The organism is Erwinia rhapontici, assembly GCF_012271765.1.
In the GTDB taxonomy this organism is placed as follows: domain Bacteria; phylum Pseudomonadota; class Gammaproteobacteria; order Enterobacterales; family Enterobacteriaceae; genus Erwinia; species Erwinia rhapontici.
This window is the reverse complement of sequence record NZ_VRKO01000016.1, coordinates 303,237-320,868: the sequence shown is the minus strand read 5'-3', so window position 1 is coordinate 320,868 and position 17,632 is coordinate 303,237. Positions and strand designations below refer to the sequence as shown.

Below are 17,632 nucleotides of genomic sequence, written 5' to 3'. Positions count from 1 at the left end.
GTCAAAAACGTAATGCGCTGATATCCCAGCGGGGCGATTTATCACTTAACAAGTCCGCGCAGATCTGCCCCATCAGTGGCGTAAATTTGAATGCCCATCCCCCCGCAGACACCACCACGTTCTCGCCGCCGTGGCAGCGGCCGCGGGCGCTATCCAGGTAGAACTGCCGCTGGGGATCGGTGGGTAGCACGGCCAGGCAGCTGCTGGCGTAATGTTCACGGTCGGGGGCGAGGAACGGCATGTGACGCTGGGCGAACTCCAGTGCACGTTCGACGTGCAGCGGGTTGGCACGATAGCTCGGGCCATGCGTGTCACTGAGCGGGTCGACTTCAAAATCGGTGCCGAGGCGGTCAAAACCGTTAACCGACCAGGGATTGGGGGGAAAGCCGTAAAACAGATTACTGTCACTGGCAACCGGCTGCTGAAAAGCGAACCAGAATGGATCATTCGCCGTGGTGCGCTCGCTGCGCAGCATGCTGATACAGGCCATCTCATAGGTCGACAGCGCCAGATCGATATCCAACTGCCCCACCAGTTTTTTACTTCCCGGACCACTGGCCACCAGCACCTTACGCGCCCGGAAACGCTGTTCTGCGCCAATCACAGTGACGCCCGTGCTGTCCGGCTCCAGTGCCACCACTTCCTGGCCGAAAGCAAAGCTGACATTCAGTTCGCTGGCCAACGCATACAGCGTGGAGAGCGTGCCCTTAACATCAATAACGCCGCCGTCACGCTGTAAAAAACCTTCATAGTTAGCGTCAAAATGGGTGAAGCCGAAACGCTGCTCAATGGCGCGGATGCTCAGACGCTCATAGGGCAACGCCATCTCATCCATCGATTTCATTGTCTGCGTGATCTGTCCTTCATTCGTCCAGACATCCGCATCGCCAAACCACAGACTGCCGGTACGATGGATCAGTTTCCGGTCAGCGTTTTTTTCCAGCGCCTGCCATAATTTATCGGCTTCCAGCGTTAAGCGGAAAATATCAATTTCTGAATATTGCAAACGCCAGTGGCGTTCTTCACCACTCGTGCCGGCAAGTTGCGTCATCAGACCATATTTATCTAAGACTAACACCTTATGCTGTTTATTCTCTCTGGCGTAATTCCAGGCCGTGGATAAACCAATCGGACCCGCACCGATAATAACAACATCCCATTCTTCAGACGTGTGCATACCTACCCCTTAAGAGTGTTTATCTGTTCTTGAATATAAAATTATTGGGTCAGTGTTTTAATTTGATCGAGTGGCACCAGCACCAGTAACGTACGATATTTCTCTCTGGGCACTTCCTGATAAAGCTGACGTACCCCCACTTTCCCCATCACATCGCCACTTACGCCTACGGCCAGCAATGACTGCCACTGCGATGCCCAGATGGCACTGGAGTTCCAGATGCCTGAAGTTTCAATACGTCCCTGAGGGGTTTCGGCGGTCTCATGATAATAAGAGACCACGCTGTTATCGGCCAGCGCCGCAATTTTCCACCCGCTGCCGGTCATGGTTCCTGCGGGGTCACCTCGCTCATCAATAAAATGGTCGACGTGCGAATTCGCGTCGCCCACCGTCGGCCCACTGTTGGTTTTCGCATTAAAATGAATATTTGCCATTTCCACGACGGAAATAACCGTAGCATTCGCGTAGCCTTTATTTTCTGCCAGAGAATGCTCAACCTCGGTTACCGAAGAACCCTGTTCAATTTCAGCGCGAACCCAGTTTGCGAGCGCAATCAGCTCTGACAATACATTATTATTGCCCTGAATAATTTCCATGTTTTTGACCCTTTAATTAAAAATGAGGTTATGCCACCACGATATCTGACTGTTTAAACCAGGCTTCTCCTTTCTCTCTTTCCACATCACTTCCGGCGTCAGCGAACAGGGTCACCACCTGCTGACCGCGGTCAAGCGTCTGCGCCAGTTTCCACGCGGTCTTCCAGTTGGCGGCGGAGGATGCGCCAATTTTCACGCCGGTCAACTGCCAGAATTCATACATAGCCGTCAGTGCCTCACGATAGGTCACTTCATTAAACGGCAGATTTTTTGGCATCAGTTGGGTAATAAACGGCTGGCGGAAGCCAAACCCCAGGCCGCCTGCCCCGGCAAACTTTGCCTCACCGTTAGGGGCATTCAGCGTGCCATAAGGTAACTCTGCAGGCGTGGAGCCCCAGGCGATAATCTGGGGATTATCGCGGCTCAGTGCTGCATATACGCCGGATAAGGTGCCACCGGTTCCCACTGCCGATACCCAGCCATCGGCACGTGTGCCGTTCAACTGATGGAGGATCTCAGCCCCGGTCTGATGCTGATGCACGGCGGTATTCACCAGATTGAGGTGCTGTGAGAGTAGCGTCCAGCTGGGATCATCACGGGCAATTTGCTGGCTACGGGCAATCACGCCGAGTAAAAACTGACTGCGGTCCACCAGCGTCACCTGCGCATTATCGCCCTTCAGCGTCGCCACCAGCTGCTCGGGTGAGGAGTCGGGGATCACTACCTGCACGGCAATGCCACACATGTTGCCCAGTTTTGCCAGCGCCTTCGCCATATTGCCGCCGGACGAATCCAGCAGTTTCAGTTCGCCACGCGCAAAGTCATGTTGATTGATGGCATCACAAAACAGCCCGAAGGCGGTCCGGTCTTTTACCGAACCAAAAGGGTTGTTGAATTCATATTTCGCCAGAATCGTCGCGTGCCCCTGAGGGCCTGGCACCGGGATCAACGGCGTTTTGCCGAGCGAGGCATAAAACTTTTTCAATGCCGGGAACAGCGTAAAAGCCTTTTCCGTGTCTGGCGCAGCGTGTTGAGGATTAAACAGCTCAAAGTTCATCACATCTTCCTTATCTGACCATCAGTTGAGTGGAGCCGCTGCGCATGACGGCAACAGCTGGTGTAAAAAGGCATCCAGATTGTCCTGGAAGTAAAAGTGTCCGCCCGGCCAGCGCTTAAGCTGACTTTCCGTCACCGTTGTCGACCAGGCTTCCAGCGCCGACCGTTCCACCAGCGGATCCTCTTCCCCACCGGCAATCAGTAACGGGATATCGGCGACCGGCAGGTCGGCCAACTGCCCGAGCAACATCAGATCCTGCAAAATTAAAGCGGCGACCCTCGGGCGCGTCAGTTCGTCAAGGCGCATGATGCCGCTCTGTTCGCTGTAGCTGAGGATGGTGTCGAGCAGTCGCTCGCGCGCGCCCGGCTGTTGCAGCATCACCAGTTCTGACGGCACCCGCTGTGCGGAGAGCACCACCCGCTGGCAGGCAAAGCGTGAATCCCATAGCGCAGTGGCCACCTGCAATGCCAGCAATGCGCCCATGCTGTGACCAAAAAATGTTACCGGTGCCACGCCCAGTAATTCCCGCAGCCCGTGGTTACAGGCCGCGATCGCCTGCTGTGCGCCCGACCAGGGACGGTCTGCCTGGCGCTCTTCCCGCCCCGGATATTGCACCACCAGCAGGTCACATTCTGCCGGGAGTCGCTCACGCCACTGCTGGTAAAACGCGGCACTGCCGCCAGCATGAGGAAAGATCACCAGCTGCTGCTGTACGGGTGCAACGTTACCGGTGCTGAAGCGCATGACTGTTCTGTTATGACTGAGGGTGGTTTTCATCGTCTACGTTCGCTCTGTCATCGTGCCAGGAAGAGGCGCCTCTTGCTGCGCCAGTAACGCCCTCAAGGCCAGGCGGTCAATTTTGCCAATGCCTTTCATCGGGATGGAATCAATCAGGATCAGTCTTTCCGGGGCCTTGAAGGTGGCGAGCCCCTGCTGTTCAAAAAAACGGCGCACCGCCCCCAGGGTCAATTCGCTATCGTCGGTGGTGACAAACAGGCAGGGAACTTCGCCATACAACGCATCCGCCATGCCCACACAGGCGGCCTGCCGGATCGCCGGATGATGAAGCGCCAGCTCTTCAATTTCATTCGGTGAGAACTTCTCCCCGCCACGGTTAATCGCGTCGTTAACTCGTCCATCGATAAAGACATTGCCCTGTCGATCAACGTGTGCGAGGTCGCCGGTGCGATAAAACCCGTCAGCGGTAAACGCCAGGCTGTCGGCCAGCGAATTCTGGTAATAACGGGTGATGGTATAAGGGCCACGGGTAATTAATTCGCCCGAATGTCCCGGCGGAACGTCTTCCCCCTGTTCATCAACGATGCGCACCTCATCTTCAGGACAAAGCGGGCGCCCCTGCGAGTGGAAACGAAGGCTGTCATCATCTTCGAGAGCGTTAAAACAGAGCAGCCCTTCGCTCATGCCATAGCATTGCTGGAGGGTAATGCCGAGGGTGTCAGATGCGGATGCGGCCAGCTCCGGTGTCACGCGTGCGCCACCGACCTGCACATGCCACAGCGAGTCGATAAAGCGAGGACTCTCGCGCTGAACCTCCGCCCACTGCGAAAGCAGCGCCGGAACCAGCGTGGTATGAGTGACGCCACAGTAGGCGATGAAATCCAGTGCCTGCGCCGCAGAGGGCACATCGGCCAGTGCGACGGCGCCCCCCCGCAACAGCGTGCCCAGCATACCCGGGCAATTGATCACGAATCCGTGAGAAACCGGCATTACCGCGAAATAAACGGAGCGCTCAGTCAGGCCAAAAACGTCGCACCCGCAGGCAATCATATAGCTATAGCCGGCGTTTTTACGGGCGATAGCCTTCGGAAGACCGGTCGTGCCGCTGGAGAGCAGCATCATGGCGATATCGTCATCGGCCATCGTCGCCAGCTTTTGCACGGGAACGGGCGCCAGCAACGCGCAGAAATCCTGCAAATTAAGATAACGTGAGTCCTGGTGGCAGTTAGCGCCCTCCTCCACCAGCACCAGATCGACATTAAGCCCCTCCTGCTGCAGATTTTGTAATACTGCCAGAGGGTTATAACGACGAGTACTGCGTTGCACAGCCAGCACTTTAGGCGTGGTCATTTGCAAAATATGACGCAACTCTTTTTCACGATAAGAAGGAAGGACAGGAACGGGGATCGCGCCGATCATCAGCGTAGCGAGCATTAATATCACGGCCTGATGCGTATTACGCAGTTGCATCGCCACGCGATCTCCCTTCTGCACACCCCGTTGCTGCAGGCGATAGCTACAAGAGGCCACGCGGTCGGCTAACTCACCGTGAGTGATTATCATGTCCTGCTCGAACAATGCCCGGCGTCGGCGGTTTTCGTGCAGCGCCGCCAGCAGGTTTTGATTCAATGAACCACCAGACTTAACCATGTTTAACTCCATCATGCGCACACTATTTGTCTGCTTTGAAAATACGGTCAACCGCAATCATGCAGGGTTACCCCTTCTTCGGACCTGGCTTAACGAAGATGCTGTTACTCGTGCTTACTCACATGGAAGAGAAAAATTTACTTACTGGTATTTATTAGTTATGGGCCACACTACACACCACGACTGACCGTCAGTCAATTAAAAATAGATTAATTTTATATGTATTTTTCTCGCAACCTAAGTACCTTCGCTTCTGTTGCGATAACGAATCAGATAAATCCCTACTGCCCCTCTCGCTTTAGTTACCCAGTGCAATAATTTCATCAAGGGTGTAGTCATTGCTTCCCCATAACGAAAACTGCCTGCCGGTTTGCTGCTGTAATCGTGCCTGCAGAGCCACCGTTTCGGCAGAAGATAGCGCCAGATCGCGCCTTAACTGCCAACTTCCGTCTGCCTCATCCAGCACATCTGCCGGAATACCAATCTCATTGAGCAGGGAGATTATGTTGTTAAAATCCATAACAGTTTCACCTAATGATTAATGAAAGTGATTATTATTAGCATTGACCGCCAGTCGGTCAACAGCTTTTTCACCACAGAAGTTTGTATGAATGTAAAACAAACAATTAATAAAACTTATGTTTATGAGGGTATTCAGAAGAAGAACGAGGAAGGGAGAACAAAGGCCGGAAGGAGACGTAGTCGCGACGCCCCCTTCAGAGAATTATGGCTGGTGGTAGCCGAGTAAGCGCAGAAACTCGCAGGCAAGTTGATGGCCCAACTGCGTTTTATCGTTTTCATCAGTGACCACCGCATCATCCACCGCACCGTGCATGCCGTGGTACATCAGGATAGCGGTCAGACGCGGGTTCTCAAGCTGCCAGGCACCAAAAGTGCTGCCGTGATTGAGGATTGTCAGGATTTGATCCAGTACCGCATCACGATCCTGATTACCGCGCGTGTGATAATGATGATCGTGATACAACGCATCATGCAGCGCCATGCCGTTAAAATAGGCGGTGATACCGGCATCACACCAGGCACGCAGACGCGCAACACTGTCTTCAGCGGGACAGGCATCCACGGCCAGCTGGATCTCTTCGATAAAATGCCGGGTAAAGCGCTCACGCAGTGCGGAAAGCATCTCATTTTTTGACGGGAAGTAGTGGTAGAAGGTCCCTTTTGCCACTTGCGCATCGCGCACGATGTCGCTGATGGTGGTGGCTTCAAACCCTTTAGTGATGAACAACTGCTGTGCAGCATCCATCAGTTCATCAAGACGGACTTCCGCCGGTTTCGTACGTGGCTTAGGATCTGTTTTCTTTATTTCCATTTTAACCATTTTATCAAGTCAGGACTTGAGTAAGATAGTAGACAATATTGACCTGATTGGCGAGGGGTTGTTGGGTTATAAAGAAACCTTTTCATTTTACTCACAAAAGTGCTGACAAGGGTATTAATAAAACAATAACCCTCTGCACAAAATTATAATTCCACATGGAGAATTGAATTAGCCAGAGAAAGCACAAAGTTTAATATCATAGATAAATAAAATATTGAATATCATTAATACACGTCAATAATTAATACATTAAAATAAAGCACAGCGCTATTTTCATCCCCCGCGGATCGTCCCGCGCCAGATAAAATCAGCATGGTACATCCGTGTTTCGCCAGGCATCTCCTCGTCCAGCGCCGCAGGCTGGTTATCTTCACGTTGCTCCTCATTCACCAGCCACTCGACCGCGTCACGGGCAAAGCGATCAACGGGTTGGGTGAAGGTGGTGAGATGATAAGACGACCACGCCGCCTGGGGAATATCATCGTAACCTGCCACGCAGAGGTCCTGCGGGATGCGCAAGGAAAAACGGTGCCGCGCTTCATCCATAAAGCCGCAGGCCAGCAGATCGGTCACACAGAATACCGCATCGGGGCGATCGCGACGAGTGAGCAAGCGGTGCGCCAGGATCTGCCCGCTCTCGTAGGAGGTGGTGCCGAAGTGCTCCACGCTGACCTTCAACCCGGCAGCTTCTGCCGCCTGCAGAAACCCACGTTCACGCGCCATCAGGCTCGGCGTTCCGGCAAGGGAGTTAGCAAATGCCACGTGCTGGCAACCCGCCCGCGCAAACGCCATCACTACCCGGCTGGCGGCGTCTTCGTTATCCAGATTAATACTCAATGATCCCGGCAGCACATCGTTGCGGTTAATCAGTACCAGCCGCTGACCGTGTTTATGACACTGACGCGCAATGGCGCTTTCCGGCATTCCCGAGAGCACAAAGGAAGCATCAGCACGGTAGTTTATCGCCTGCTGCAATGCCTGCGACACGCTGTCATCCGAGCGGTCGGTATTGATCAGCATGGCAATTTTCCCGGCTTCCTGCAGATGCTGCGTCACCAGTCGCACGAGGCTGGCACGGTACGGTGTGGCCAGTTCAGAAACAATCAGGCAGACGAGGCCGCTGCGGTTACGCACCAGCCCGCGAGCCAGGTGATTAACGTGATAGCCCAGTTCTTCTGCGGCCTGCATGACCCTTTTCCGCGTGGCCGCGGAGACGCTGGCCCCCGTCGTGAAGGTGCGCGACACCGCTGAACGCGACACGCCCGCCCTCTCTGCCACATCTTTCGCACTGACCACTGCCTTTTCCATCGCCATCATCACACCCGCCCGCTTTGTGTTGCGAATGAGTCTGTCGCACTTTGCACGGCTGTGCAATTATTTTTGTAGCGTAATTGTTTCATTTTTGTGACATGGCAACTGAAATGCGCACCAGCGCAATTGACAGCATAAATTTTGTGCATTAATTAATTGCACACACGTGCAAAACGTATGCACAAAAAGCCTGGCGACAACGTATCGCCTACCCTACACACCGAAGGAGAACACCATGCATCGTATTACTCTGATGGCGGTCATCGCCGCTGGCTCTGCGCTCTCAGCCCTTCCGGCTCAGGCCGCTGAAAAACTGAATATGATCTGCTCCGCTGATGTGGTTGTTTGTGAGCAAATGACCAACCTGTTTGAGAAACAACACCCGGATATCAAGGTCAGCATGGTGCGTCTCTCTGCGGGCGAAGCCTATGCACGCATCCGCACCGAGGCCCGCAACCCACGTACCGATATCTGGTGGGCCGGGACGGGCGATCCGCATATGCAGGCCGCCGACGAAGGCCTGACCCAGGCCTACAAATCACCACTGCTCGACCAGCAGCAGGACTGGGCACGTAAGCAGGCGGAAAGCGCACAGTTCCGCACCGTCGGCGTCTATGCAGGTGCACTGGGCTGGGGTTACAACACCAAGCTGGTGGAAGAGAAAAAACTGAAAGCGCCTGCCTGCTGGGCCGATCTGCTGGACCCGTCATGGAAAGGGGAGATCCAGATGGCAAACCCGAACTCCTCCGGCACCGCCTACAATACCCTTGCCACCCTGGTGCAAATCATGGGGGAAGAGAAAGCCTTCGATTACCTGAAAAAGCTCAACGCCAATATCTCCCAATACACCAAATCCGGCTCCGCCCCGGTGAAAGCGGCGGCACGCGGTGAAACCACCATTGGTATTGTCTTTATGCATGATGCGGTGGCCATGCAGGTGGATGGCTTCCCGGTGAAAGCCGTCGCCCCCTGCGAAGGCACCGGCTATGAAATCGGCTCCATGTCGATTGTGAAAGGGGCGCGTAACCTGGCCGCCGCCAAAGTGTGGTACGACTGGGCACTCAGTGCGGAGGCACAGTCCCATATGAAAGACGCCAAATCCTTCCAGCTTCCGTCAAATAAAAATGCGGCGATATCGGAATACGCGCCGCGCTTCGAGAATATCAAACTGATCGATTACGACTTCAAAACCTACGGTGACTCGGCCAAACGCAAAGCGTTGCTCAGCCGCTGGGATAAAGAGATCGGCGCCAGCGCCCAGTAATTCTTCCTCCCTTCCCCTCCCGCCCGTGCGGGAGGCCGGATCATAAACGATCGAGGTTATGATGAATGCTCAAAACCGCCGCCTGGACGGGGCTTTCGTGCTGGGCGCACTTGCCATCCTGCTGCTGCCCTGGTACAGCCTGGAAGCCGGATTTTTCGACTTCGGCTGGCTGACAACACTCTGGCAGGATCGCGAAACGGCCCCGGCGCTATGGCAGATTGCCCAGTTCCAGCGTCCCTGGCTGACTATTGCCGTGCTGATGCTACTGATCTGCGCCCTGGCGCGCTTACTGCCCGTGGGCAATCGCCGCTCCTGGTTACTGATGGGGGCCAGTATCTTTGGCGTCCTGTTTTTGCTGTTTGAAGGCCATGCGATTGGTTACACAGGCTGGAACTGGCAGTGGAGCGAACAGCTGTTCGGCGCACTCAGCGACGGCCAGCCTGCTTTTGGCGCAGGGGCGATCCTGCTTCTGACCACTTTCCTGCTGCTGTTCTCCTTTGCGCTGGCAGAACGCGGCGTGCTGCGCGGTGATGCCTTTGTGGTGGCGGCAATTGTACTGCTGGTAGCCCTGGTGACCACCTTCGTGCTGTACCCGGTGCTCAGTATGTTTGTCGCCTCCGTACAGGATGTGGACGGTTCCTTTAAACCGGATGGCATGATCGCCAATATTCAGGACCCGGCTATCTGGAGCCTCGGCTGCCTGAACGGCAGCGGAGGCTGCGGCACGGCCTGGCGTACCCTGTGGCTGGCACTGATGACCGCCTCTGGCTCTACCCTGCTGGGTCTGGCCTTTGCGCTGGCGGCGACCCGCACGCCGCTGCCGTTTAAGAAAGCGCTGCGCATGCTGACCGTGCTGCCGATCATCACGCCGCCGTTTGTTATTGGCCTGGCGCTGATGCTGCTGTTTGGCCGTGCAGGCGTCGTGACAGAACTGCTCGCAACGGTGTTTGGTATTGAGCCAGGCCGCTGGCTGTATGGTCTGACCGGGATCTGGATAGCCCAGGTTCTCTCTTTCACGCCGATTGCCTTCCTGGTGCTGATTGGTGTGGTTGAAGGCGTCAGTCCGTCACTGGAAGAAGCCTCGCAAACGCTGCGCGCTAACCGCTGGCGCACCTTCCGCTACGTCTCGCTGCCGCTGATGGCACCGGGCCTGGCGAATGCGTTCCTGATCAGCTTTATCGAAAGTATGGCGGACTTCGGCAACCCGATGGTGCTGGGTGGCAGCCACGGCGTGCTCTCGACCGAGATCTTCTTCTCGGTGGTCGGGGCGCAAAACGACCCGAGCCGGGCAGCGGTGCTGGCGATCATCCTGCTGTGCTTTACCCTCAGCGCCTTTATTCTCCAGCGACTGTGGCTGTCGGGTAAAAACTTTGCCACCGTCACCGGCAAAGGCGACTCCGGTCAGCACTGCGGTCTGCCGCGAGGCCTGCGTTACGGTGTTTACGCACTGGTGATCCCGTGGGGCCTGTTCACGCTGGTGATCTACGGCATGATCCTGATTGGTGGATTTGTACAGTCGTGGGGCCTGGACAGCAGCCTGACGCTGGCGCACTACGCCCGCGCGTTCGGCTTCCACTGGAACGAGGGCCAGATGGTGTGGACCGGCGTGGCCTGGAACTCGTTCTGGACCACCATGGAAATTGCGCTGATTGCGGCTCCGCTGACGGCCATTGTCGGCCTGCTGACCGCCTGGCTGATCGTACGGCAGAAGTTTGCCGGGCGTTCGACCTTTGAATTTATGCTGATGCTCAGTTTTGCCATTCCCGGCACCGTCATTGGTGTCAGCTATATCATGGCGTACAACCTGCCGCCGCTGGAGATCACCGGTACAGCGCTGATCCTTGTCGCCTGCTTTGTTTTCCGCAATATGCCGGTTGGCGTTCGCGGGGGAATTGCCGCCATGAGCCAGCTCGACCGCAGCCTGGATGAAGCCTCATTAACATTAGGGGCCAGCAGTTTCCGCACGCTACGCAAAGTAATCCTGCCACTGCTGAAACCGGCGATCAGCGCCGCACTGGTCTACGCCTTTGTGCGGGCGATCACCTCCATCAGCGCCGTCATTTTCCTTGTCAGCGCCCAGTACAACATGGCCACCTCTTATATCGTCGGGCTGGTCGAAAACGGGGAATACGGCGTCGCTATCGCTTACTCCTCCGTCCTTATTGTGGTGATGCTGGCGGTGATCCTCACCTTCCAGCTGCTGGTCGGTGAACGCCGCCTGCGCCGCGCTACCCGCATTGCCACAGCACCGGTGGCTCCACCACCGGCATTACATCAGGAGAGTGCCGTATGACGACCATTCGTTCCGGCTCGGTGGTGTTTGAGAACGTCACCAAACAGTTTGCCGATTTCAACGCCCTGCCCAACTTATCGCTGACGGTTGAACCGGGCACGCTGGTGACCCTGCTCGGCCCCAGCGGCTGTGGCAAAACCACCACCCTGCGCCTGCTGGCAGGACTGGAACACCCGACCTCCGGGCGTATTCTGATTGGCGGTAAAGATGTGACACATCTACCCGCTAACGAACGTGATGTGGCGATGGTGTTTCAGTCCTACGCCCTGTTCCCGCATATGAGCGCACTGGATAACGTGATGTACGGCCTGCTCTCCGGCGGAATGTCGAAAAAAGAAGCGCAGGATCGTGCCCGCGAAGGGATGAAGCTGGTCGGCCTGGAGAATATGGGCCAGCGCCTTCCGGCGGAGCTGTCCGGCGGGCAGCAGCAGCGTATTGCCGTAGCACGTGCGCTGGTGCTGGAGCCGCAGGTGTTGCTGCTGGATGAACCGCTCTCCAACCTCGATGAACGCCTGCGCCGCCGTGTGCGCACTGAAATCCGCGATCTGCAACAGCGGCTGGGCTTTACGGCCGTATACGTGACTCACGATCAGGAAGAGGCGCTTGCCGTCTCCGATAAGATTATTGTCATGAAAGAAGGGCATATTGCCCAACAGGGTGCACCGCAGGAGCTGTATCAGTCACCGGCGTCGGTATTTATCGCCGACTTTATGGGCGAGGCCAATATCCTGCCCTGCGATATCCGCCGGGTGGAAGACAGCGAAGCGGTGATCGCACTGGGCAATCGTGAATATCGCGTACCCGGCGCTTACGCCCGCCCCGGTGCCGCGCAGCTCTCGGTGCGACCGCAGTTTATTACGCTGCGCACTGAACCGGCAGGCGCACTAAACGGTGAAGTCACCCACAGCACCTGGCTGGGGGACCACATCGAATATGAAGTGCAGACGGCGCTGGGTGCGCTGTTTATTGTCGATGTGCAGATGGAAAGCCAGCTGGCGCCGGGCAGCCGCGTATTCGTGGATTTCAAACCTCAGGGACTGGCGCTGATTGCCCAGTGATCCCCATTAATAAGGACTGAACATGAGTGAAGACATTTCCCGCCGGCTGAGACTGGCGGAACAGGTAGCACGAGAAGCCGGCGCCAAAGCGCTCGATTATTTTCATCGCCGTGAAACGCTGGTGATTGAAACCAAGCGAGATGCGCAGGACGTGGTCTCGATCGCCGACCGCGAAGTGGAAATGCTGATTAACGGGCAGATTGCTCAGGCATTCCCGGATGACGGTTTTCTCGGTGAAGAGTTCGGCTTGCAGGCGGGCAGCTCAGGTTTCACCTGGGTGGTGGACCCGATTGATGGTACCAGCCCGTTTGTTAACGGTATGCCGAACTGGTGCGTATCGATTGCCGTGATCCACGAAGGGCAGCCGGTCATTGGCGTGATCATGGCACCGTGCCAGCAGGAGTGCTTTGTGTCTGCACGCGGCCAGGGCGCAACGCTGAATGGCAAACCGTTGCAGGTTGATCCGGCACGCACCATGCAGAACCACGTCACCGGCTTCGGTGCTAACAGCTATGTTACCCCGGAACGCGTAGGTGAGATTGCCGCCGGGATCACCGCCGCAGGCGGCAACTTCTTCCGCAACGGATCGGGGGCCATGATGCTGGCATACGTTGCCGCCGGGCGTCTGGTGGGCTATTACGAACCCCATATGCACGCGTGGGATTGCCTGGCGGGTTACTGCCTGGTCAATGAGGCAGGCGGCTGGACCCACACGTTTAACACCGCCGGTGAGCACCTGCTGCGTGGTGCCCCGGTGCTGGCCGTAGCGCCAGGCGCTAAAGACGACTTGCTGCGTATTGCCCGACTCTAGTCCCTTCTGCGCAGCGCTCTCAAAACACCGGATAGCGCTGCGCAAGTTCCCCCTCCATATTTCGTTCTCCAGCGAAGTGTTGTTTTTTTAGATCAGTAAAGTTGCCTCTCCCCCTGCAAGAGAGTGCACTGATGATCGCCGTTCTTTTTGAAGCCGAGATAAGCCCTGACGGGCAAACGCGTTACCTGCAACTTGCCGCTGAACTGAAACCTCTGCTGGCAGATATTGATGGTTTTATTGCCATTGAACGTTTTCGTAGCCTGGCCGACGACGGCAAGATCCTGTCGCTTTCATGGTGGCGCGACGAAGACGCCGTACTGGCCTGGAAACAGAATGCCCACCACCAGGCGGCCCAGGCTGAAGGACGCCGCCACCTTTTTTCCTTCTACCGCATCCGCATTGCCGGGGTACTGCGGGATTACTCATCAGAAAATAAAGGACAACACCATGTTTGATATCCATATCCTGTTACCCAATGTTCCCGGTGCGCTGGCCGCGCTGGCGAGCCTGTTAGGCCGTCAGGGTATCGGCCTGGAAGGCGGTGGTGTCTTTAGCGCAGGTGAACACAGTCATGCACACTTTCTGGTGGTCGAAGGCAAGCGGGCGCGGGCTGTGCTTGAGGCAGAAGGGTTTCAGGTTCAGAATGTCTGCCAGCCGCTGATCCGCAAGCTGAAGCAGGCGCGCCCGGGTGAACTGGGCGAGATCGCAACCGCACTGGCAGACGCCGGGATTTCGATCCTGACGCAGTACAGCGATCATGCGAATCAGTTAATTCTGGTGACGGACAACCCCGCTGCTGCCGAACGCGCTACCAAACAATGGGCCTTAGTGCCTGAGTAACCATGCACAAACAGACGATAACGACCGACAATGAGGATGTGCTGGCGTTTTCCATGGTCGCCGTCGCGGCGGCCCTGGCGGATACCTCCCGGGTTAAAATACTCTGCGCCTTAATGGACGGGCGCGCCTGGACGGCGACAGAGCTGAGTGCCGTGGCGGGCGTTGCTTCTTCCACCGCCAGCGCGCATCTGGCACGTCTGGTGCAAAGCCGTCTGATTTCCTGCCTGTCCCAGGGGCGGCACCGTTATTACCGGCTGGCCGGTGGCGATATTGCGCAGCTGATCGAAACCATGATGGGAGTGTCATGGCGGCGTGTTGCGGCACCAGAACCCAGCACGCCCGCCGATATGCGTTATGCCCGCACCTGTTACGACCATCTGGCGGGGGAAGTCGCGGTACAGATCTATGACGCAATGCGCGATGCACAGTGGATAACGGCAGATGGCGCTGCGCTGACCGATACCGGCAGACGACACCTGACTGAACTGGGGATTGAACCCGATGCCGGTACCCGGAGGAAACACTGCTGCGCCTGCCTGGACTGGAGTGAGCGACGATTTCATCTTGGTGGCTATATCGGTGCCGCTTTTTTCCAGCACGGCGAAGCGCAGGGATGGTTTGTCCGTACGCCGGGTTACCGGATGGTCACGATCACCCCGAAAGGCAGGATGATGCTGAACAGACATTTCAAGCTGGCCCTGTAATTCCTCCACCCTGAACCTGTGATAAACCTCTCTTGCTCCTGGGCGATCGCCCAACTCTTTCCTTTTATTCCCCCGGTTATTTGGGTAAACGCACATAGCGTCACTCTACAATAAGCCTTAGAATATTCTCACTGAATATTACGCGAGGCGAAATTTATTATTTAACACTTACAATGAAAATAAAAAAAATTTATAACACCTGTTCGGACATTATAAAAAACAACTCAGGGATAGCTGTACCCTATCGTCAATGATAATAATATAGAGGTGACAAAATGCCTATTTCCGAACCCCTTGCCTGGTATGGGGCGCTGGCAGGTCTGTTTATTGCCATTTTTCTTATTCTGAAAAAAACCAACCCTGTTTACTCACTGTTTTTCGGTGCTATTATCGGCTCATTTATCGGTGGCGGCAGCCTGGAGCAGACGATTTCATTGCTGACATCCGGCACGCAGAGCGTGATGGGCACAGTGATCCGCGTCCTTGCGGCCGGGGTGCTGGCTGGAGTCATGATGGAGTCCGGCGCAGCGGAAACCATCGCCCAGGCGATTGTGAAAAGAATGGGTGAGAGCAAAGCGATTATTTCGCTGGCACTGGCTACCATGATTATTACCGCCGTTGGTGTCTTTATTCCGGTGGCGGTGTTAATTGTTGCACCAATTGCGCTCTCCGTCGGTAATAAAATCGGCATATCGAAAATTGCTTTATTGCTGGCCTTATCTGGCGGAGGGAAAGCGGGAAATATTATTTCGCCCAACCCCAACGCCATTGCTGCCGCTAATGGTTTCCATATTAATCTTAGCGATGTGATGATTGCCGGTTTTATTCCGGCCCTGTGCGGCCTGCTGATGACGGTGCTTGTCGCCTCACTGCTGAGAAATAAAGGTATCAACGTATCGGATGCTGAAGCCGCGGCAGCCTATGGCAAAGGCAATGCATCCGGCGATAAGCAGTACCCAACGCTGGGTAAAGCCGTGGTTGCTCCGCTGCTGGCCGTGATCCTGCTGATGGTCAACCCGATAGGTTCGATCTTCCATCTCAGCGCGCTGACCGCCTTCAAACTGGATGCCATGTACGTGTTGCCAGTGGCCGGTTTCGTCGGACTGCTGGCAATGGGCAAAAAAGAGAAAATGCTGGCCTATACTACGTCCGGGTTGGAAAAAATGACCGCCACCGTGCTGATTCTGATCGGTGCCGGGGCGATCGCTGGACTGATTGCCGCATCAGACCTCTCCACCCAGGTGGTGCAACTGATCGATATGATGGGGATTTCCGGCACTTTCCTCGCCCCGATTTCCGGCATCCTGATGGCGGGTGCCACAGCGTCGACCTCCACCGGGGTGATCCTCGCCACCAGCACCTTCGGCCATACGATCACTAATATTGGCATGGCGCCGATTGCCTCTGCGGTGATGGTGCACACCGGCGCCACCGTGATTGACTCATTACCACAGGGAAACTACTTCCACGTGACGGCCCAGAGCATGAATATGAGCATCAGACAACGTATGGCGCTACTGCCTTATGAGGCAATGGTGGGCGGAACCATGACGCTGGTCGCGACTCTTCTCTACGGCTTTGCTCGTTAATATAAGGCAACCCATTATGAACAAGACGTTTGTATTAGCACCCGACTCCTTCAAAGAGAGCATGACGGCGAAGCAGGTTTGCCTCGCGATGGAGGCCGGGCTGAAGCGCGTGTTTCCTGATGCCAACTATATTCACGTTCCGATGGCGGACGGCGGCGAAGGCACTACTCAGTCACTGATTGATGCCACGGGGGGTGAGATATTCACGCTACAGGTGACCGGCCCGCTGGGTACCCCGGTGGAAGGCTGCTACGGCATTATGGGCGGTGGCGACATTGCGGTGATTGAGATGGCCTCGGCCAGCGGCATCCATTACGTTAACCAGCACACTAAAAATCCTTTGCTGACCACCACCTGGGGCACCGGGGAACTGATCCGCACCTGCCTGGATAAAGGCATCAGGAAGATCATTCTGGGCATCGGCGGCAGTGCCACCAATGACGGCGGGGCCGGAATGGCAGAAGCGCTGGGCGTGCGTTTCTTTGATAAACAGGGTGAACGTTTAGCGCCCGGTGGCGGCGCACTGGGTGATTTACACCGCATTGATATTTCCGGGCTGGACAGCCGACTGGCAGAGGTAGATATTCAGGTGGCCTGTGATGTCACCAACCCGCTATGCGGTCCGCAGGGTGCATCGGCGGTGTTTGGTCCGCAAAAAGGGGCAACACCTGAGATGGTCGCCACCCTCGACCATCACCTCGCTCATTATGCTGACGTTATCTCGCAGCAACTCGGCTACGAAGTGGCAGCAACGCCAGGAGCCGGAGCCGCGGGAGGGCTGGGCGCCGGGCTGATGGCCTTCACCCACTGTACGCTGCGTAAAGGTATTGAAATCGTGGTTGAGTACAGTGGTCTGAGCGCGAAGTTGGCCGGGGCTGATTACTGCTTTACCGGGGAAGGCCGCATCGACTTCCAGACACGTTTTGGTAAAACGCCTTTCGGTGTAGCACAGACCGCCAGACAACATCAGGTTCCGGTCATTGCAGTTGCTGGCAGTATTGGCGATGATGTCGGCGCGCTGTATGACGCTGGCATTGATGCTATTTTTGGCATTATCCCGCACGCGGCGGCAATAGAATCGCTGTTGCAGGAAGGCACAACCAATATGGAACGCACCTGCGAAAATATTGGCCGACTGATAAAAAAAACAGCGGCAGGTTCTCATTAATACCCGATCACTGGCATCAACGCGCCAGGATAAC

The 17,632-nt window shown here is 55.9% G+C and carries 17 protein-coding genes; 9 read left to right on the top strand and 8 right to left on the bottom strand.

Translation table 11 applies throughout. The annotated features are described in order from the left end of the window. Position 1: 1 nt before the first annotated feature. The 8 genes from FVB43_RS18345 to FVB43_RS18310 all read right to left on the bottom strand — a co-directional run bounded on the left by FVB43_RS18345 (position 2) and on the right by FVB43_RS18310 (position 7,874). A complete protein-coding gene (locus FVB43_RS18345) occupies positions 2–1,177 on the bottom strand; it encodes an NAD(P)/FAD-dependent oxidoreductase (RefSeq protein ID WP_133843163.1) in 1,176 nt (391 codons plus the stop codon). Positions 1,178–1,218: 41 nt separating this feature from the next. Beyond that, positions 1,219–1,773, bottom strand: coding sequence for an allene oxide cyclase barrel-like domain-containing protein (locus tag FVB43_RS18340; protein ID WP_159336983.1), 555 nt, complete (start codon positions 1,771–1,773; stop codon positions 1,219–1,221). A gap of 28 nt (positions 1,774–1,801) precedes the next feature. Next, complete coding sequence (locus tag FVB43_RS18335) at positions 1,802–2,830, bottom strand: pyridoxal-phosphate dependent enzyme (protein ID WP_133843159.1); 1,029 nt, start codon at positions 2,828–2,830, stop codon at positions 1,802–1,804. Positions 2,831–2,851: 21 nt separating this feature from the next. After that, on the bottom strand, positions 2,852–3,574 hold the full coding sequence (locus FVB43_RS18330; RefSeq protein WP_242462165.1) for a thioesterase II family protein: 723 nt from the start codon (positions 3,572–3,574) through the stop codon (positions 2,852–2,854). A 36-nt stretch (positions 3,575–3,610) separates the two neighbouring features. Beyond that, positions 3,611–5,218: an AMP-binding protein gene (locus FVB43_RS18325; protein ID WP_167864463.1), complete on the bottom strand. Its 1,608-nt coding sequence runs from the start codon at positions 5,216–5,218 to the stop codon at positions 3,611–3,613. A 298-nt stretch (positions 5,219–5,516) separates the two neighbouring features. Beyond that, on the bottom strand, positions 5,517–5,738 hold the full coding sequence (locus FVB43_RS18320; RefSeq protein ID WP_133843153.1) for a hypothetical protein: 222 nt from the start codon (positions 5,736–5,738) through the stop codon (positions 5,517–5,519). A gap of 204 nt (positions 5,739–5,942) precedes the next feature. Further along, entirely contained in the window at positions 5,943–6,551 is a 609-nt protein-coding gene (locus FVB43_RS18315; RefSeq protein WP_241008326.1) for a TetR/AcrR family transcriptional regulator, read from the bottom strand. Positions 6,552–6,833: 282 nt separating this feature from the next. Beyond that, positions 6,834–7,874 carry a LacI family DNA-binding transcriptional regulator gene (locus tag FVB43_RS18310; protein ID WP_167864753.1) on the bottom strand — a complete coding sequence of 347 codons (1,041 nt, stop codon included), beginning with the start codon at positions 7,872–7,874 and terminating at the stop codon, positions 6,834–6,836. 232 nt (positions 7,875–8,106) lie between these two features. Between FVB43_RS18310 and FVB43_RS18305 the strand changes: the two genes are divergently transcribed. The 9 genes from FVB43_RS18305 to FVB43_RS18265 all read left to right on the top strand — a co-directional run bounded on the left by FVB43_RS18305 (position 8,107) and on the right by FVB43_RS18265 (position 17,598). Beyond that, positions 8,107–9,135, top strand: a complete 1,029-nt coding sequence (locus FVB43_RS18305) for an ABC transporter substrate-binding protein (RefSeq protein WP_133843149.1) — start codon at positions 8,107–8,109, stop codon at positions 9,133–9,135. Positions 9,136–9,196: 61 nt separating this feature from the next. Then, positions 9,197–11,428 (top strand): ABC transporter permease, encoded by a 2,232-nt coding sequence (locus FVB43_RS18300; protein WP_133843485.1) that lies wholly within the window; start codon positions 9,197–9,199, stop codon positions 11,426–11,428. Beyond that, entirely contained in the window at positions 11,425–12,486 is a 1,062-nt protein-coding gene (locus tag FVB43_RS18295; RefSeq protein WP_133843147.1) for an ABC transporter ATP-binding protein, read from the top strand. Before FVB43_RS18300 ends, FVB43_RS18295 begins: the two co-directional genes overlap by 4 nt. Before the next feature lie 22 nt (positions 12,487–12,508). Next, positions 12,509–13,297, top strand: coding sequence for an inositol monophosphatase family protein (locus FVB43_RS18290; RefSeq protein ID WP_167864462.1), 789 nt, complete (start codon positions 12,509–12,511; stop codon positions 13,295–13,297). A 131-nt stretch (positions 13,298–13,428) separates the two neighbouring features. Further along, positions 13,429–13,752, top strand: a complete 324-nt coding sequence (locus FVB43_RS18285; protein WP_167864461.1) for an antibiotic biosynthesis monooxygenase family protein — start codon at positions 13,429–13,431, stop codon at positions 13,750–13,752. Beyond that, entirely contained in the window at positions 13,745–14,137 is a 393-nt protein-coding gene (locus FVB43_RS18280; RefSeq protein ID WP_167864460.1) for an amino acid-binding protein, read from the top strand. The genes FVB43_RS18285 and FVB43_RS18280 overlap by 8 nt, the downstream gene beginning before the upstream one ends. 2 nt (positions 14,138–14,139) lie before the next feature. Further along, on the top strand, positions 14,140–14,841 hold the full coding sequence (locus FVB43_RS18275; RefSeq protein ID WP_167864459.1) for an ArsR/SmtB family transcription factor: 702 nt from the start codon (positions 14,140–14,142) through the stop codon (positions 14,839–14,841). Between the two features lie 275 nt (positions 14,842–15,116). Next, positions 15,117–16,430 carry a GntP family permease gene (locus tag FVB43_RS18270; protein WP_159336994.1) on the top strand — a complete coding sequence of 438 codons (1,314 nt, stop codon included), beginning with the start codon at positions 15,117–15,119 and terminating at the stop codon, positions 16,428–16,430. A gap of 16 nt (positions 16,431–16,446) precedes the next feature. Continuing rightward, the gene (locus FVB43_RS18265; RefSeq protein ID WP_197931301.1) at positions 16,447–17,598 is read left to right on the top strand and encodes a glycerate kinase family protein; all 1,152 of its coding nucleotides are present in this window, start codon (positions 16,447–16,449) and stop codon (positions 17,596–17,598) included. Positions 17,599–17,632 lie beyond the last annotated feature (34 nt).

Coding starts and splice junctions, on each gene's coding strand:
- FVB43_RS18345 (WP_133843163.1), bottom strand. CDS start 1,177: ATGCACACGTCTGAAGAATGGGATGTTGTTATTATCGGTGCGGGTCCG.
- FVB43_RS18340 (WP_159336983.1), bottom strand. CDS start 1,773: ATGGAAATTATTCAGGGCAATAATAATGTATTGTCAGAGCTGATTGCG.
- FVB43_RS18335 (WP_133843159.1), bottom strand. CDS start 2,830: ATGAACTTTGAGCTGTTTAATCCTCAACACGCTGCGCCAGACACGGAA.
- FVB43_RS18330 (WP_242462165.1), bottom strand. CDS start 3,574: ATGCGCTTCAGCACCGGTAACGTTGCACCCGTACAGCAGCAGCTGGTG.
- FVB43_RS18325 (WP_167864463.1), bottom strand. CDS start 5,218: ATGGTTAAGTCTGGTGGTTCATTGAATCAAAACCTGCTGGCGGCGCTG.
- FVB43_RS18320 (WP_133843153.1), bottom strand. CDS start 5,738: ATGGATTTTAACAACATAATCTCCCTGCTCAATGAGATTGGTATTCCG.
- FVB43_RS18315 (WP_241008326.1), bottom strand. CDS start 6,551: ATGGAAATAAAGAAAACAGATCCTAAGCCACGTACGAAACCGGCGGAA.
- FVB43_RS18310 (WP_167864753.1), bottom strand. CDS start 7,874: ATGGCGATGGAAAAGGCAGTGGTCAGTGCGAAAGATGTGGCAGAGAGG.
- FVB43_RS18305 (WP_133843149.1), top strand. CDS start 8,107: ATGCATCGTATTACTCTGATGGCGGTCATCGCCGCTGGCTCTGCGCTC.
- FVB43_RS18300 (WP_133843485.1), top strand. CDS start 9,197: ATGAATGCTCAAAACCGCCGCCTGGACGGGGCTTTCGTGCTGGGCGCA.
- FVB43_RS18295 (WP_133843147.1), top strand. CDS start 11,425: ATGACGACCATTCGTTCCGGCTCGGTGGTGTTTGAGAACGTCACCAAA.
- FVB43_RS18290 (WP_167864462.1), top strand. CDS start 12,509: ATGAGTGAAGACATTTCCCGCCGGCTGAGACTGGCGGAACAGGTAGCA.
- FVB43_RS18285 (WP_167864461.1), top strand. CDS start 13,429: ATGATCGCCGTTCTTTTTGAAGCCGAGATAAGCCCTGACGGGCAAACG.
- FVB43_RS18280 (WP_167864460.1), top strand. CDS start 13,745: ATGTTTGATATCCATATCCTGTTACCCAATGTTCCCGGTGCGCTGGCC.
- FVB43_RS18275 (WP_167864459.1), top strand. CDS start 14,140: ATGCACAAACAGACGATAACGACCGACAATGAGGATGTGCTGGCGTTT.
- FVB43_RS18270 (WP_159336994.1), top strand. CDS start 15,117: ATGCCTATTTCCGAACCCCTTGCCTGGTATGGGGCGCTGGCAGGTCTG.
- FVB43_RS18265 (WP_197931301.1), top strand. CDS start 16,447: ATGAACAAGACGTTTGTATTAGCACCCGACTCCTTCAAAGAGAGCATG.